Annotated in this window: 14 protein-coding genes; 6 read left to right on the top strand and 8 right to left on the bottom strand. The window is 72.7% G+C overall.

Going from position 1 to position 13,984, the window contains the following annotated elements; genetic code table 11:
* Positions 1–37: 37 nt before the first annotated feature.
* The 3 genes from BSZ37_RS18420 to BSZ37_RS18410 all read left to right on the top strand — a co-directional run bounded on the left by BSZ37_RS18420 (position 38) and on the right by BSZ37_RS18410 (position 2,886).
* Positions 38–1,519 (top strand): NADP-dependent isocitrate dehydrogenase, encoded by a 1,482-nt coding sequence (locus tag BSZ37_RS18420; RefSeq protein ID WP_218830560.1) that lies wholly within the window; start codon positions 38–40, stop codon positions 1,517–1,519.
* Positions 1,520–1,601: 82 nt separating this feature from the next.
* Complete coding sequence (locus BSZ37_RS18415) at positions 1,602–2,561, top strand: sodium-dependent bicarbonate transport family permease (protein ID WP_095511959.1); 960 nt, start codon at positions 1,602–1,604, stop codon at positions 2,559–2,561.
* A gap of 4 nt (positions 2,562–2,565) precedes the next feature.
* Positions 2,566–2,886 (top strand): P-II family nitrogen regulator, encoded by a 321-nt coding sequence (locus BSZ37_RS18410; RefSeq protein ID WP_095511958.1) that lies wholly within the window; start codon positions 2,566–2,568, stop codon positions 2,884–2,886.
* 31 nt (positions 2,887–2,917) lie between these two features.
* On the opposite strand, the gene BSZ37_RS18405 is transcribed toward BSZ37_RS18410, so the two are convergent.
* From BSZ37_RS18405 to BSZ37_RS18390, 4 genes are all read right to left on the bottom strand, one after another.
* A complete protein-coding gene (locus BSZ37_RS18405) occupies positions 2,918–3,292 on the bottom strand; it encodes a hypothetical protein (protein WP_095511957.1) in 375 nt (124 codons plus the stop codon).
* Positions 3,289–5,979 (bottom strand): pyruvate, phosphate dikinase, encoded by a 2,691-nt coding sequence (gene ppdK, locus BSZ37_RS18400; RefSeq protein WP_095511956.1) that lies wholly within the window; start codon positions 5,977–5,979, stop codon positions 3,289–3,291. The genes BSZ37_RS18405 and ppdK overlap by 4 nt, the downstream gene beginning before the upstream one ends.
* Positions 5,980–6,100: 121 nt before the next feature.
* Positions 6,101–6,487 (bottom strand): YkvA family protein, encoded by a 387-nt coding sequence (locus BSZ37_RS18395; RefSeq protein WP_095511955.1) that lies wholly within the window; start codon positions 6,485–6,487, stop codon positions 6,101–6,103.
* A 73-nt stretch (positions 6,488–6,560) separates the two neighbouring features.
* Entirely contained in the window at positions 6,561–7,070 is a 510-nt protein-coding gene (locus BSZ37_RS18390) for a DinB family protein (protein ID WP_095511954.1), read from the bottom strand.
* A 167-nt stretch (positions 7,071–7,237) separates the two neighbouring features.
* On the opposite strand from BSZ37_RS18390, the gene BSZ37_RS18385 reads away from it, so the two are divergent.
* Positions 7,238–8,821 carry an acyl-CoA mutase large subunit family protein gene (locus BSZ37_RS18385; RefSeq protein WP_095511953.1) on the top strand — a complete coding sequence of 528 codons (1,584 nt, stop codon included), beginning with the start codon at positions 7,238–7,240 and terminating at the stop codon, positions 8,819–8,821.
* On the opposite strand, the gene BSZ37_RS18380 is transcribed toward BSZ37_RS18385, so the two are convergent.
* Positions 8,822–9,319 carry a hypothetical protein gene (locus BSZ37_RS18380; protein WP_143537730.1) on the bottom strand — a complete coding sequence of 166 codons (498 nt, stop codon included), beginning with the start codon at positions 9,317–9,319 and terminating at the stop codon, positions 8,822–8,824.
* Between the two features lie 190 nt (positions 9,320–9,509).
* Between BSZ37_RS18380 and BSZ37_RS18375 the strand changes: the two genes are divergently transcribed.
* Positions 9,510–10,007 (top strand): hypothetical protein, encoded by a 498-nt coding sequence (locus BSZ37_RS18375; RefSeq protein WP_095511951.1) that lies wholly within the window; start codon positions 9,510–9,512, stop codon positions 10,005–10,007.
* A gap of 145 nt (positions 10,008–10,152) precedes the next feature.
* On the opposite strand, the gene BSZ37_RS18370 is transcribed toward BSZ37_RS18375, so the two are convergent.
* From BSZ37_RS18370 to BSZ37_RS18360, 3 genes are all read right to left on the bottom strand, one after another.
* Positions 10,153–10,581 (bottom strand): hypothetical protein, encoded by a 429-nt coding sequence (locus tag BSZ37_RS18370; protein ID WP_095511950.1) that lies wholly within the window; start codon positions 10,579–10,581, stop codon positions 10,153–10,155.
* 73 nt (positions 10,582–10,654) lie between these two features.
* The gene (locus BSZ37_RS18365; RefSeq protein WP_218830559.1) at positions 10,655–11,344 is read right to left on the bottom strand and encodes a peroxiredoxin-like family protein; all 690 of its coding nucleotides are present in this window, start codon (positions 11,342–11,344) and stop codon (positions 10,655–10,657) included.
* A gap of 86 nt (positions 11,345–11,430) precedes the next feature.
* Positions 11,431–12,555 carry an alkene reductase gene (locus tag BSZ37_RS18360; RefSeq protein WP_095511949.1) on the bottom strand — a complete coding sequence of 375 codons (1,125 nt, stop codon included), beginning with the start codon at positions 12,553–12,555 and terminating at the stop codon, positions 11,431–11,433.
* 91 nt (positions 12,556–12,646) lie between these two features.
* Between BSZ37_RS18360 and BSZ37_RS18355 the strand changes: the two genes are divergently transcribed.
* On the top strand, positions 12,647–13,969 hold the full coding sequence (locus tag BSZ37_RS18355; protein WP_095511948.1) for a glucoamylase family protein: 1,323 nt from the start codon (positions 12,647–12,649) through the stop codon (positions 13,967–13,969).
* Positions 13,970–13,984: the final 15 nt, after the last annotated feature.

Genomic DNA, 13,984 nt, shown 5'->3' with positions numbered 1-13,984 from the left:
CGCGTAGGATGGAGCGGACCCTCCCCCCCCGCGCACCGTGACTGACGCCCCCCAGACCGCCGCCGCCCCCGCCAGCGCCTCGGCCGAGCCCACGACGATCGCCGTCGCGCACGGCGATGGGATCGGACCCGAGATCATGGAGGCGACCCTCCGGATCCTCGAGGCGGCCGGCGCCCCGCTTCGCTACGACACCGTCGAGGTCGGCGAGGCCGTCTACAAAAGCGGCCACACGTCCGGGATCGCGCCGGAGTCGTGGGACACGATCCGCAAGCACAAGGTGCTGCTGAAGGCGCCGATCACGACGCCCCAGGGCGGCGGCTACAAGAGCCTCAACGTGACGCTCCGCAAGTCGCTGGGGATGTTCGCGAATGTCCGGCCGGTCCAGAGCTTCGCGCCGTACGTGGCCTCGCCGCACCCCCGGATCGACCTCGTCATCGTCCGCGAGAACGAGGAGGACACGTACGCCGGCATCGAGCACCGCCAGACGACCGAGGTCTACCAGACGCTCAAGCTCATCACGCGGCCGGGCTCCGAGGCCATCGTCCGCTACGCCTTCGAGTACGCCCGCGCCCACGACCGGCAGCGCGTCACGTGCATGACGAAGGACAACATCATGAAGCTGACGGACGGCCTCTTCCACAAGGTGTTCGACGAGATCGCGGCCGAGTACCCCGAGATCGAGGCGGACCACCGGATCATCGACATCGGCGCGGCGCTCGTCGGCGCCCGGCCGGACGCCTTCGACGTTATCGTGGCGCCGAACCTCTACGGCGACATCCTCTCCGACATCGCGGCCGAGGCGTCGGGCTCGGTCGGGCTCGCGGGCTCGGCCAACGTCGGGACCGAGGTGGCCATGTTCGAGGCCGTCCACGGCAGCGCGCCCGACATCGCGGGGCAGGGCGTCGCCAACCCGTCGGGCCTCCTGCGCGGGGCCGTCATGATGCTCGACCACCTCAACCACGACCGGATCGCCGAGACGGTCGAGAACGCGTGGCTGGCGACGCTCGAGGCCGGGGTCCACACGGGCGACGTGGCCGGGGAGCACACGACGAAGCAGGTCGGCACGTCCGCGTTCGCCGACGCCGTCATCGCGCGGCTCGGGGAGACGCCCTCGGAGCTCCCGGCGGCCCACTACTCCGACGCCTCGGTCTCCGTCGCCGTCCACCCGACGCCGCGCGTCGAGAAGCAGCTCGTCGGCGTTGACGTGTTTCTCGACTGGGCCGAGGGCGACCGCCACCCGGACCGGATCGGGACGGCCCTGCAGGCCCAGGACGGCGAGGGCCTCCGCCTCAAGCTCATTACGAACCGCGGCGTGAAGGTCTTCCCCGACGGCCTCCCGGAGACGTTCTGGACCGACCACTGGCGCTGCCGGTTCGTCGCGACCGGCGCGTCCGTGACGCCGAGGCAGGTCGTCGCGCTCCTCGGCCGGCTGACCGAGGCGGGGTTCGACGTGATCAAGACCGAGAACCTCTACACGTTCGACGGCGAGCGGGCGTACTCGCTGGCGCAGGGGGAGTAGGGGCGCGGGTGGGCCGCCCGCAGGCCCGGGGGACGGTGCTAGCTTCGAGGGCCCTTCTAGCGCCCGTCCCGACCCGACGTCCGTGCTCGACATCCTCCTCACCAGCCTGCTGTCGCCGGTTGTCCTGGCGTTCGCGCTCGGTGCGTTGGCGGTCGCGGTCAAGAGCGACCTCGAGATCCCGGAGCCGCTGTATCAGGCGCTCTCGATCTACCTCCTGCTCGCGATCGGGCTGAAGGGCGGCGTCGCCCTAAGCAAGACGCCGCTCGGTGAGGTCGTCGGGCCGGTCGGGGCCACGTTCGCGCTGGGCGTGCTCACCCCGCTCACAGCGTACACCGTGCTCCGGCGGCTGGGGCGGATGGACCGGACGAACGCGGCGGCGCTGGCGGCTCACTACGGGTCCGTCTCGGCCGTCACGTTCATCGCGGCGCAGGCCGTGGCGGCGTATGCAGGGAGCCCATCGGAGGGGTTCATGCCCGCGCTCGTGGCGGTGCTCGAGGTGCCGGCCATCATTGTCGGGCTCCTCATCGCGTACGCCCGCGGGGAGCGGGCGGGGTCGTGGCAAGAAGCGCTCCGCGAGGTGGTCACGGGGCGGAGCATCGTGCTGTTGGTCGGGGGGATGGCGATCGGGTGGGTGGCCGGGGAGGAGGGGACGGCGGCCGTCGCGCCATTCTTCGTGGCCGGGTTCCAGGGAGCGCTCATGTTGTTCCTCCTCGACATGGGGATGACGGCGGCCCGGCGCCTACGGGACCTCCGGTCCGTCGGTCCGTTCCTTGTCGCGTTCGGCGTCGGGATGCCCATCGTGCACGGGGCGCTCGGGGTGTGGGTGGGGTTGCTGGCGGGGCTGTCGGTCGGCGGTGCGGCCGTGCTCGGGGCGATGGTCTCCAGCGCGTCGTACATCGCGGCCCCGGCGGCCATCCGTGTCGGGCTCCCCGAGGCGAATCCGGCGTACTACCTCACGGCCTCGCTCGGGATCACCTTCCCGTTCAACCTCACCGTCGGCATCCCGATCTACCTCGCCCTCGCGGAATGGCTGGGAGCCTAGTCTCATGCAGACCGTCTCGTACCGTCTCGTCACGATCATTTCGGAGCGGACCCTCCGCGACAAGCTCATTGATGCCGTCCACCGGCTCGGCGCGACGGGGCACACGCTCGCTGACGTAAAAGGCGAGGGGTCCCGGCGACACGGTCTCGGGATGCCAGGCGTCTCGGCGGTCAAGATCGAGACGGTCGTCACGTCCGAAGTGGCCGACCGAATCGCGTCCTACGTCGCCGAGCGATACTTCGAGCACCACTCGGTCATTGTTTACCTCCAGGACGTGGAGGTCCTCCGGGGGAGCAAGTACGCCCCCCACAACGACGAGGCCTGAGTGGCCCGCCTCGGTGCCGAGGCGGGAGGAGTCAGGGGCGGCGCGAGCGGCGGGCGCGGCCCGGGAGCACCCACGGCAGGACGATGCCGAGGGCGAGCCCGCCGAGCACGCCGTAGAGGTCGGCCACGAGGTCGACCCACTGCGCGCCGCGGCCCGGGATCAGCGTGCCCTGGCCGACCTCGGTGGCCACCGCCACCACGGCGGCGACGGCCGCGACCTGCCGGAGCCGACCCGGAAACGCGGCGGCCCACAGCGCGACCGCGACGGCGAAAAAGGTGATGTGCGCGAGCGCGTTCCACTCGGGCGACGGGTGCGGGACCGCTGATCCCGGCAGGAACAGCGTCGCGACCGCCCCGACGGTCCAGAGCACGCCGAGGGCGACGTAGCGGCGGCGGACGCGTCTCACGAGGCGTCGCCGCCGAGGGTGGCGCGGGCGGCGGCCAGACGGGCGACGGGCACCCGGAACGGCGAGCAGCTCACGTAGTCGAGCCCGACGCCGTGGAAGAAGGCGACCGACGCGGGGTCGCCCCCGTGCTCGCCGCACACGCCGACTTTCAGATCCGGGCGCTCGGCCCGGCCTCGGTCGGTTCCGAGGCGGACCAGTTCGCCCACGCCCTCGACGTCGAGCGTCTGGAACGGGTCGGCGGGGAGGACGCCGCGCTCGACGTAGGCCGAGAGGAACCGGCCGGCGTCGTCGCGGCTCAGGCCGAACGTGGTCTGCGTGAGGTCGTTGGTCCCGAACGAGAAGAACTCGGCGGTCCGGGCGATGTCGCCGGCCCGGAGCGCGGCGCGGGGCAGCTCGATCATCGTCCCGACGAGGTAGTCGAGCGCGACGCCGCGCTCGGCGAGGACCGCGTCGGCGGTCTCGCGGACGAGCGCGGCCTGCGTCTCGATCTCGGCGGCGGCCGACACGAGTGGGATCATCACCTCGGGCTGAACCCCGATGCCGTCCTCCACGCAGTCGGCCGCGGCCTCGAACAGGGCGCGGACCTGCATCTGGGTGATCTCGGGGTAGAGCATCCCGAGCCGGCATCCGCGGAGCCCGAGCATGGGGTTCTCCTCGTGGAGCTTCTCGACCTGCCGGAGCAGGGCGCGCGACGCGGCCGACTCGTCGAGGAGGCGGTCCATCTCCTCCAGCGTCGTCGCCTGCTTCAGCGCCAGCTTGGTCTCGGCGATCCGCCCGGTCAGCTCCAGGAGGTCGGGGAGGAACTCGTGGAGCGGCGGGTCGAGGAGGCGGACCGTCACGGGCAGGCCGTCCATGGCGCGGAGGAGCGCGTCGAAGTCCCGGCGCTGGAGGGGGAGGAGCTTCCGGAGGGCGGCCTCGCGGGCGCCGGCGTCCTCGGCGAGGATCATCTCGCGCATCGGCTGGAGCCGCTCGTCGCCGAAGAACATGTGCTCGGTCCGGCACAGCCCGATCCCCTCGGCCCCGAACTCGCGGGCCTTGGCCGCGTCCTCGCCCGTGTCGGCGTTGGCGCGGACGCCGAGGCGGCGGACGTCGTCGGCCCAGGACATGAGCGTGCGGAAGTCGTCGCCGAGCTCGGGGTCCTTCGTCGGGACCCGCCCGAGGAGGACGCGGCCCGTGGCGCCGTCGACCGTGACCCAGTCGCCGTCGAGGACCGTGTGGCCGCCGGCCTCGAGGCGGCCCTGCGCGGCGTCGAGGCGGAGGGAGCTGGCCCCGGCCACGCACGGCGTGCCCATCCCGCGGGCGACGACGGCGGCGTGGCTCGTCATCCCGCCCTCGGCCGTCACCACAGCGACGGCGGCGACCATCCCGTGGAAGTCCTCCGGGGAGGTCTGCTGGCGGACGAGGACGACGGGCTCGCCCTCGGCGGCGCGGGCCTCGGCGTCGTCGGAGGTGAAGGCCACGCGGCCCTGCGCGGCGCCCGGGCTGGCCGGCAGGCCCTCGGCGAGGAGCTCGACCTCGGCGTCGTCGTTGACGGCCGGGTGGAGCAGGGCCTCCAGCGCGGCCGGGTCGACGCGCCCGACGGCCGTCCGCTCGTCGATCACGCCCTCGCCCACCATCTCGACCGCGATGCGGACCGCGGCGGCGCCGGAGCGCTTGGCCGTCCGCGTCTGGAGGAGCCACAGCGTGCCCTGCTCGATCGTGAACTCGATGTCCTGGACGTCCCCGTAGGTCTGCTCGAGCTGGTCGGCCAGGGCTTGGAACTGGTCGAACGTCTCGGGCAGGTCGCCGGCCATCTCGGCGATCGGCTTCGGCGTGCGGATCCCGGCGACGACGTCCTCGCCCTGGGCATTGAGGAGGTACTCGCCATAGAGCCCCTTCGCGCCGGTCGAGGGGTCGCGCGTGAAGGCGACGCCGGTGCCCGAGTCCCAGCCCTTGTTGCCGAACACCATGGCCTGGACCGTCACGCCCGTCCCGATGTCGTCCGGGATGTTGTGGACGCGGCGGTAGTGGACGGCGCGGTCGTTGTCCCAGCTGTCGAACACGGCCGCGACGGCCTGGCGGAGCTGCTCGCGCGGGTCGTCGGGGAAGTGCTGCCGGGTCTGCCCGGCGATCACGCGCTTCGACTGGGCCACGATCTCCTTGAGCTGGTCGACGGAGAGGTCCGTGTCCTGGCCGCCCTCGGTCTGGCCCTTCGCCCGCTGCACGATCCGCTCGAACCGGTCGGCCTCGACGCCCATCACGATCTCGCCGAACATCGCGACGAACCGCCGATAGGCGTCGTAGGCGAAGCGCTCGTCGCCGGTCTGGCGGGCCAGCGCGGCGGCCGTCCCGTCGTTGAGCCCGAGGTTGAGGACGGTGTCCATCATGCCCGGCATCGAGACGGCGGCACCGGAGCGGACGGACAGGAGCAACGGGTCGTCGGCGTCGCCGAAGCGGCGGCCGGCGGCGGCCTCGACCTCGGCCAGCGCGGTTTCCGTCTGGTCCCAGAGGCCATCGGGGACGTGGTGCCCAGCGTCCTGGTAGGCCACGCAGGCCTCGGTCGTGATGGTGAACCCGGGCGGGACCGGGAGGCCGGCCGCGGTCATGGCAGCCAGCCCGGCGCCCTTGCCGCCGAGCAGGGCTCTAGCATCGGCGGGGGCGTCTTCGAAGGCGTAGACCCAGCGGCGGTCGGTGTCGACGGTCGGCATGGAGGGGGGCGGGGGAGAGGGGCGGACCTCTACCCGCCCTCCGCGCCGTCGGCAGCGTGGCCGTCGACCTCCTCCGCCTCGGCGCCGAGGCGGGCGGGGTTGCGGTACGGTCGCCGCGCGGTCAGGCGAACGCGAACCAGGCCAGCGCCACGAGCCCGACCCACAGGCCGAGCACGATGCGGAAGCCCGTCTGGCGCAACGCGAGCGTCTCACCGGGCGCCTCGGCCGCCCGCCGGCGCGCGTCCTCGATCACGCCGTCCGGCACGAGGCGGAGCGCGAGCCACAGCCCGAACGGGACGACGAGGAGGTCGTCGAGCACCCCCAGCACGGGGACCACGTCCGGGATCAGGTCGACCGGACTCAGGGCGTACGCCACGGTCAGCCCGATGACGACGCGGGCGGAGCGGGGAACGCGGGGGTCGCGGTACGCCACGACGAGCGCGTCCACCTCGCGCTCGAGGCGGCGGGCGGCGGCGCGGAGGCGGGCGAGGGGGGACGGCGCGGACACGCGCGCAGGCTACCTCCGCCGGACCCGTCGCGCCGCATCGGAACGGCCGCTCGGCGAAAGAATCGGCGACCTCTTACACCCCGTCCGGGTGGCCTTCGCCTGGAGGCGGCCAGAGGCCGAGCTGGCGCCGGAGCGCGACGATCTGCCCGAGGTGGTGACTGTTGTGGTCGGCCGCGACGAGGAGCTGGCGGAGGACCGTGTAGCCGGGCGCGTGGTCGAGCTCGGCCGTGAGGTCGGCCGTCTCGGCGAGCGTCACGAGCGTGTCGAGGTCGCGGAGGAAGGCGGCCCTCTCGCGGTCCCAGTCGCCCGAATCGGCCGGGGCGTCGGGCCAGTAGTCGTCGGGCCAGTCCTTCGACGCGTAGTCGTCGGAGGTCGCGTACTCGAGGAGGTCGGCCTGCGCGTAGCGGAGGTGCCACACGAGGTCGTAAAGCGAGTAGGGGAGGCCGTCGACGCGGTCGTTCACGTGGGCCTCGGGCACCCCGTCGAGCGCGCGGAGCCCGGCGTGGGCCTGGCCGCCCCGGAGAAGGGCCGTGAGCTCGTGGCGGAGGCGGGCGTCGGGGGAGAGGTCGCGGGGCGGGGGCATGGCACGATGGAGGGACGCCCGAAGCTAGGCGCCCCCGCTCGCCTCGACGCCGAGGCGGGGCGGGCCGGGGCCACGTGGGTGGGGGGAGCAGAAGCCCCGATCGTGTCTGGGCCCGTCCCCGGCACCGCGGCCGCCGACCGGCGTACCCGCCCGAAACCCCGACCGCCATGCCCGCCGACACCGCCGCCGCCGAGACGACCTCCGGCCTCGCCGTCCCCACCGTCGCCACCGAGGCCGACCTCCCTTCCGATCTCGACGGCCGCCTCGGCGAGCCCGGGCAGTTCCCGTTCACGCGCGGCGTCTACCCCGAGATGTACCGGACGCGGCTCTGGACGATGCGCCAGTACGCCGGCTTCTCGACCGCCGCCGAGTCGAACGCGCGCTACCACGCGCTCCTGGCGGCCGGCGCGCGCGGTCTCAGCGTCGCCTTCGACCTGCCGACGCAGATCGGCTACGACCCCGACGACCCGATGGCCGAGGGCGAGGTCGGCAAGGTCGGCGTGTCGATCGCCTCCATCGAGGACATGCGACGGCTGTTCGACGGGATCGATCTGGAGAAGGTCACGACGTCGATGACCATCAATGCGACGGCGCCGATCCTCCTCGCGCTCTACGTGGCCGTCGCCAAGGAGCAGGGGGCGGACCCGAAAAAGCTCGGCGGGACGATCCAGAACGACATCCTCAAGGAGTACGCCGCGCGCGGAACCTACATTTACCCGCCGCGTCCGTCGATGCGGTTTATCACCGACACGTTCGCGTGGTGCGCCGAGCACACCCCGCGCTGGAATACGATCTCCATCAGCGGGTACCACATCCGCGAGGCCGGCGCGACGGCCGTCGAGGAGCTCGCGTTCACGCTCGCCGACGGGATCGCCTACGTCGAGGCCGCCCTCGACGCGGGGCTCGACGTCGACACGTTCGGGACCCGGCTCTCGTTCTTCTTCAACGCGCACAACGACTTCTTCGAGGAGGTCGCCAAGTTCCGGGCGGCACGGACGCTGTGGGCCGAGATCATGCGCGACCGGTTCGGCGCGACGGACCCGAAGGCGATGATGCTCCGGTTCCACACCCAGACGGCCGGCTCGACGCTCCAGGCCCAGCAGCCGCTCGTCAACGTCCCGCGCGTGACGCTCCAGGCCCTGGCGGCCGTCCTCGGCGGGACCCAGTCGCTCCACACGAACGGGTTCGACGAGGCCCTCGCCCTCCCGACCGAGCAGGCGGCGACGCTCGCGCTCCGCACGCAGCAGGTCATCGGCCACGAGAGCGGCGTCACGGAGTCGGTCGACCCGCTCGCAGGCTCGTACCTCGTCGAGCGCTTGACGGCCGACGTGGAGACCGCGGCGCGACGGCTCATCGAGGAGATCGACGCGATGGGCGGGGCGGTCGCGGCCATCGAGGACGGATTCTTTCAAGACCGGATCGCGCAGTCGGCGTACCGGGCGCAGCGCGAGATCGAGGCGGGCGAGCGCGTCGTCGTCGGCGTCAACCGGTTCGCGTCGGACGGCGACGAGGCCGAGGTCGAGCTGCTCCGCGTGTCCGACGAGGTCCGCGAGGAGCAGGTCGCGCGCGTCCAGGCGCTCCGGGAGGCGCGCGACGCCGGCCGGTGGGAGGCTGCGATGGACGCCGTCGAGCGGGCCGCGCGCGGCGACGAGAACGTCGTGCCACACGTGCTCGACGCCGTCGAGGCGGAGGCGACGGTCGGCGAGATCGCCGGGCGGCTTCGCGAGGTCTGGGGCGAGTACGCGGGCTGACTACAGGCCCACGCGCAACGCGAGGCCCGTCCCCGTCGGCGTGAGTCGGACGCGACGGGAGCTCGCGTTCGTCCCGGCCGTGACCACGTCGTAGGCCACGCCGGAGAGACCCACGAGCCCGCCCACGACGGCGACGCCCCCGAGGGCCAGACGCTGGGCCTCGGAGTCGTTCCAGAACGCTCCGGCGGCGGCTCCCAGCAGGATCGCGGCGCCGCCCGCCCGGAGACCCAGCCCGATCCCGGCGTCGGCCCACTCGCCCTGGATCAGGTTGCCGGCCGACGGGCCCACCGCCGCGCCGAGCACGATCAGGACCGCCCGCGAGCCGTCATCGACGTCGACCGCGAGCCCGGCCCCGATGGCTCCGGCCGTCGCGGCGACGGAGACCCCGACGGCGACGGCAGGCGTGATGACGCCCGCCTCCGCGGGTGCCGGCGCGAGGGGCTGGGCCGCTGCGGCGACGGGCACGAGTACGACGAGGGCGAGCAGGACAGGGCGCATCGAACCGGAGGCGATCCGACACGATACGCACATGTCTTCGGCGAGGCGGAGGCGACGGTCGGCGACACCGCCGGGCGGCTCCGCGAGGTCGGCGGCGAGCACGCGAGGGGACGCCGGCCTCTTCTTCGCCGTGCGTTCGCGGCGGACGCACTGGTCGTGCGTCTTCAGAGCAACCCCTCCGTTCCCCGCCATGGCCGACCCGACCCGCCTCCCGCACTCCGCCCTCGACCGCCTCGACGACCGGATCGCCCGGTTCCTGCGCCGCCACGGCGTTCGCACGCTCCGCTGGACGATCGGGGTGGTGTTCGTCTGGTTCGGCGCGCTCAAGCTGGTGCCCGGCCTGAGCCCGGCCGAGGACCTCGTCCGCAACACGGTCTATTTCGTCGATCCCGACCTCTTCTACCCGGTCCTCGCCGTGTGGGAGGTGCTCATCGGTTTGCTCCTGCTGATCCGGCCGGCCGTGCGCGGGGCGCTGTTCCTGCTCGCGCTCCAGATGCCGGGCACGTTCCTGCCGTTCGTCGTGCTTCCGGAGGTCTGCTTTTCGCAGTGGCCGTTCACGTCGCCGCTCGACCTCTTCGCGCTGACGCTCGAGGGTCAATACATCGTCAAGAACATCGTGCTCATTGCTGCAGGCATTGTCGTCGGCGGGACGGTCCGGCGCCGGTCGACCGCCGAGCAGTGGCTCTAATAGGCCCCGCCCTCCGTGGCGCCGAGGCGGGCGCGCTGAGACCGTGCCCGCCTCGGGAGGACCATGGACTCGCTCGTCCTCGGCGCCGCTCTTCACGGCCGGCGCCGGGCTGAACCGATCAGGGCACGAAGTCCGAGGGGGAGAACTAGGCGCCGCCGCGCGGTCCGCCCAACGCGTCTGCGAGGGCGAGGCGGAGGCTCCGGTTGTCCCCGCGCCGGTATTCCGCCGGCCGGTAGTACACCACGAGCGGGCCCCTCGCGTAGACCTCTTGTCGCACGCGCGACCGGATCTCCGCGCGAAGTTGTGTCAGTCCGTCCTCCGCTGCCTCGTCCGTTTCGAACTCGAACACCTCGATTACGGACGGATTCGCCACGCCGGTCACACGGTAGGTGGCAGAGACGGCCAGCGGAACGGTCGAGCTCGTGAGCCCGGCCGGCGCGAGCGTGAACCCGACGTCTTCCAGATACCGGACCAACGACTCGGTGCCGACGACCTCGTCGGCGTTCGGCCCGAGGCGGGCCGAGTTGGCGCATCCGGTGGCAACGACGAGAGCGGCAAGGGCGAGGAGACGCATGGGACAGGGGAGGGAATGATGGGAGTCGAGCCGCCAGCCGGACTCCCAGAGTAACGGTAGTCGGTCCCGCGGCTCAGCTCGCCCGAGAGACCGAGAGGTCGGCCAGCGCATCGAGAACCTGCCGCGCCGACGCCCGCGTCGTGTAGTCGGCCTCGACGAAGGCGTAGGCGATCGTCCCGTCGGGCCGGATGACGTAGGTCGCCGGGACCGGGAGCTCCCAGGTGGCCGTCCCGTTGATCGAGTCGAGCTCGATCCCGACTGCCTGGTACCGCTCGCGCGTCTCGCGGTCGACCTGGTACACGAGCCCGTAGTCGCGCGAGACCTCGTTGCCGACGTCGGAGAGGACGGCGAAGCGGAGGTCGTTCTTCTCCTGCATCGACATCGACCCGTCGGGCGTTTGCGGCGAGACGGCGACGAGCGAGGCGCCGGCCGCGCGGATCCGGTCGAGCGCCTCCTGGTAGTCGCGGAGCTGCGTGTTGCAGTACGGGCACCACGCCCCGCGGTAGAACGTGAGCACGACGGGGCCCTCGGCCAGCCGCTCGCTCAGACGGACGGTCCCGCCCCCCACGTCGGGCAACTCGAAGTCGGGCGCGCGGTCGCCCACCCGAAGGGCTGAACCTTCGGCCATCTCGGCCGTGACCGTGTCGCGGTCGCTGACCGAGGGAGGCGGGCGCTCGGTCGAGGCGGCCTCGGCCGGCGCCTCGGCCGGGTCGGCGCAAGCGGCGAGGCAGAGCGCGAGGGCGAGTGGGAGAGCGGGGCGCATGGGCGGGGAGTGACGGAGAAAGGATCTGGACAGCCGGGAGCCGGGCTCGCTTACGCACGGCCGGCTCCCGGCTTCCCGGCGATCCGTCAGACGTCGGCTTCGATGGCCACCGGCTGGCCGTCCCAGATGGGGTAGTCGGTGTAGCCCTCGGTGCCGCCGCCGTAGAACGTCCCCCGGTCGGGCTCGTTGAGCGGCGCGTCGAGGCCGGCGGCCTGGGCCGCGAACCGGATCGGGAGGTCCGGGTTGGCGAGGAACGGGCGGCCGTAGGCGACGAGGTCGGCCGTTCCCGCCTCGACGATCGCCTCGCCCTCCTCGCGGTCGAACTCGGCACTCGCGATCACGGCGCCGTCGAAGTGGTCGCGGAGCAGGCCGATGGCGTCGAAGCCTCCGGTGCCATCGGTCCCGGATCGGGCGTTGGGGCGGACGCCGTGGAGGTAGACGAGCCCGGCCTCGCTCAGCAGCTCGGCCGCGGCGGCGAAAGTCTCCTCGGGCCTCGCGTCGCGGACCCCACTCGTCCCAAGCCCGAACGAGAACCGCGTGCCGACGCGCTCGCCTGGCCACTCTCCCAAGACCGCCTCGGTGACCTCGCGGAGGAACCGGAGCCGGTTCTCGAGCGAGCCGCCGTAGGCGTCGGTCCGCTCGTTCGTGCCCGACGACAGGAATTGCTCGATGAGGTACCCGTTGGCCGCGTGGATCTCGACGCCGTCGAACCCAGCCTGCCGCGCCAGCCGCGCGCCGTGGGCGTACTGGCGGACGGTCTCGGCGACCTCTTCGGTCGACAGCGCGTGCGGCGTCTCGAACGGCATCATCTCGAAGTCCGGCGTCATGGCCTTCCCCGGCGCCGCGATCGCCGACGGCGCCACGGGCAGCCTGCCGCCGTGGTACGCCGAGTGCGACACCCGGCCGACGTGCCACAGCTGGAGCACGATCCGCCCGCCGACGGCGTGGACGAGGTCGGTGACGGCCTGCCAGGCCTCGGCCTGCTCGTCGGTGTAGATGCCGGGCGTGTCGGGGTAGCCCTGCCCGCGCGGCGTGACCTGCGTGGCCTCGGCGATGAGGAGGCCGGCCGAGGCCCGCTGCGCGTAGTACGTAGGCGCGAGCGGGGTCGGGATCTGACGCTCGTGCCGGCTCCTCGTGAGCGGCGCGAGGACGACCCGGTTGGGGAGCGCCAAGGGCCCGAGGTCGAACGGAGTGAGGAGGGGGGAGGTCATGCGAGGGCGTGGTTGTTTGTTGCAACAACTATGCGATTGGGTCCGCGTTCCCCGGACCCTCGCATCTCCATCGGCCGTTCGCCGGCGCTCCATGGCCGATCCGACTCCGCCCTCCACCGACGCCCTCCTCGACGCCGTCCACCGCGCGGCGTTCGACTACTTCGCGCGGACGACGAACTGGGCCAACGGCCTCGTCGTCGACAACACGTCGGCGGGGAGCCCGGCGTCGATCGCGGCGGTCGGGTTCGGGCTGGCGGCGCTGCCCGTCGCCGTCGAGCGGGGGTGGGTGCCGCGCGCCGCGGCCCGCGGCGTGGCCCTCGCGACCGTCCGGTTCTTCCGCGACGCGCCCCAGGATGGGGCCACGGACGGCGTCGGCCACCGCGGGTTCTTCTACCACTTCCTCGACATGGAGGAGGGCCGCCGGTTCCGCGGATGCGAGCTGTCGACCATCGACACGGCGCTCCTCGTGGCGGGCGTCCTCTGCGCCGCGGCCTACTTCGACGCCGACGACCCCGCCGAGGCCGAGGTTCGCGACGGCGCGCACCGGATCTACGAGCGCGTGGACTGGGACTGGGCCCGCGACGGCGGCGAGACGGTGACGATGGGGTGGACGCCCGAGACGGGGTTCCTCCGCTACCGCTGGGAAGGCTACACCGAGGCGCTCCTGCTCTACGCGCTCGCGGCCGGCTCGCCGACGCACCCCGTCCCGCGCCGCGCCTTTGAGGCCTCGACGCGGCCCTACCGCTGGAAACGGATCTACGGCCATGACTTCCTCTACGCCGGCCCGCTCTTCATCCACCAGTTCTCGCACCTGTGGATCGACTTCCGCGGGGTCCAGGACGAGGCCATGCGGCGCAGGTCGGCCGACCTCGGCGAGCCGATGGACTATTTCGAGAACAGCCGCCGCGCGACGCTCGTGCAGCGCGAGTACGCGATCCGCAACCCGCGCGGCTTCGTCGGCTACGGCCCGACGGCCTGGGGCATCACCGCCAGCGACGGGCCCGGCGACGCCGTCGTGACGATCGACGGCGAAGAGCGGCGATTCTGGGGCTACCGTGCGCGGGGGGTGCCGTTCGGCCCGGACGACGGGACACTCGCGCCGTGGGCCGCGCTCGCCAGCCTGCCGTTCGCCCCGGACGTCGTGCTCGAGTGCCTCGACGAGCTGGCCGCTACGCACGGCGGCACCGGCGACACGTTCGGCTTCGAGGCCGCGTACAACCCGACGTTCCCCAACGGCGACGCCACGCTGGGGTGGGTCTGCGAACACTACTTCGCGCTGGACCAGGGGCCCATCGTGCTCGCCGTCGAGAACCACAAGACTGAGCTCGTGTGGGACCTCATGAAGCGGTGTGGCCCGGTCGCCGACGGCCTCCGCGCCTGTGGCTTCCGCGGGGGCTGGCTCGACACCGCCTGAGCCCGTCCGCCCCAC

This window comes from Rubrivirga marina (assembly GCF_002283365.1).
Lineage (GTDB): Bacteria > Bacteroidota > Rhodothermia > Rhodothermales > Rubricoccaceae > Rubrivirga > Rubrivirga marina.
This window is presented reverse-complemented; position numbering and strand designations above follow the sequence as displayed.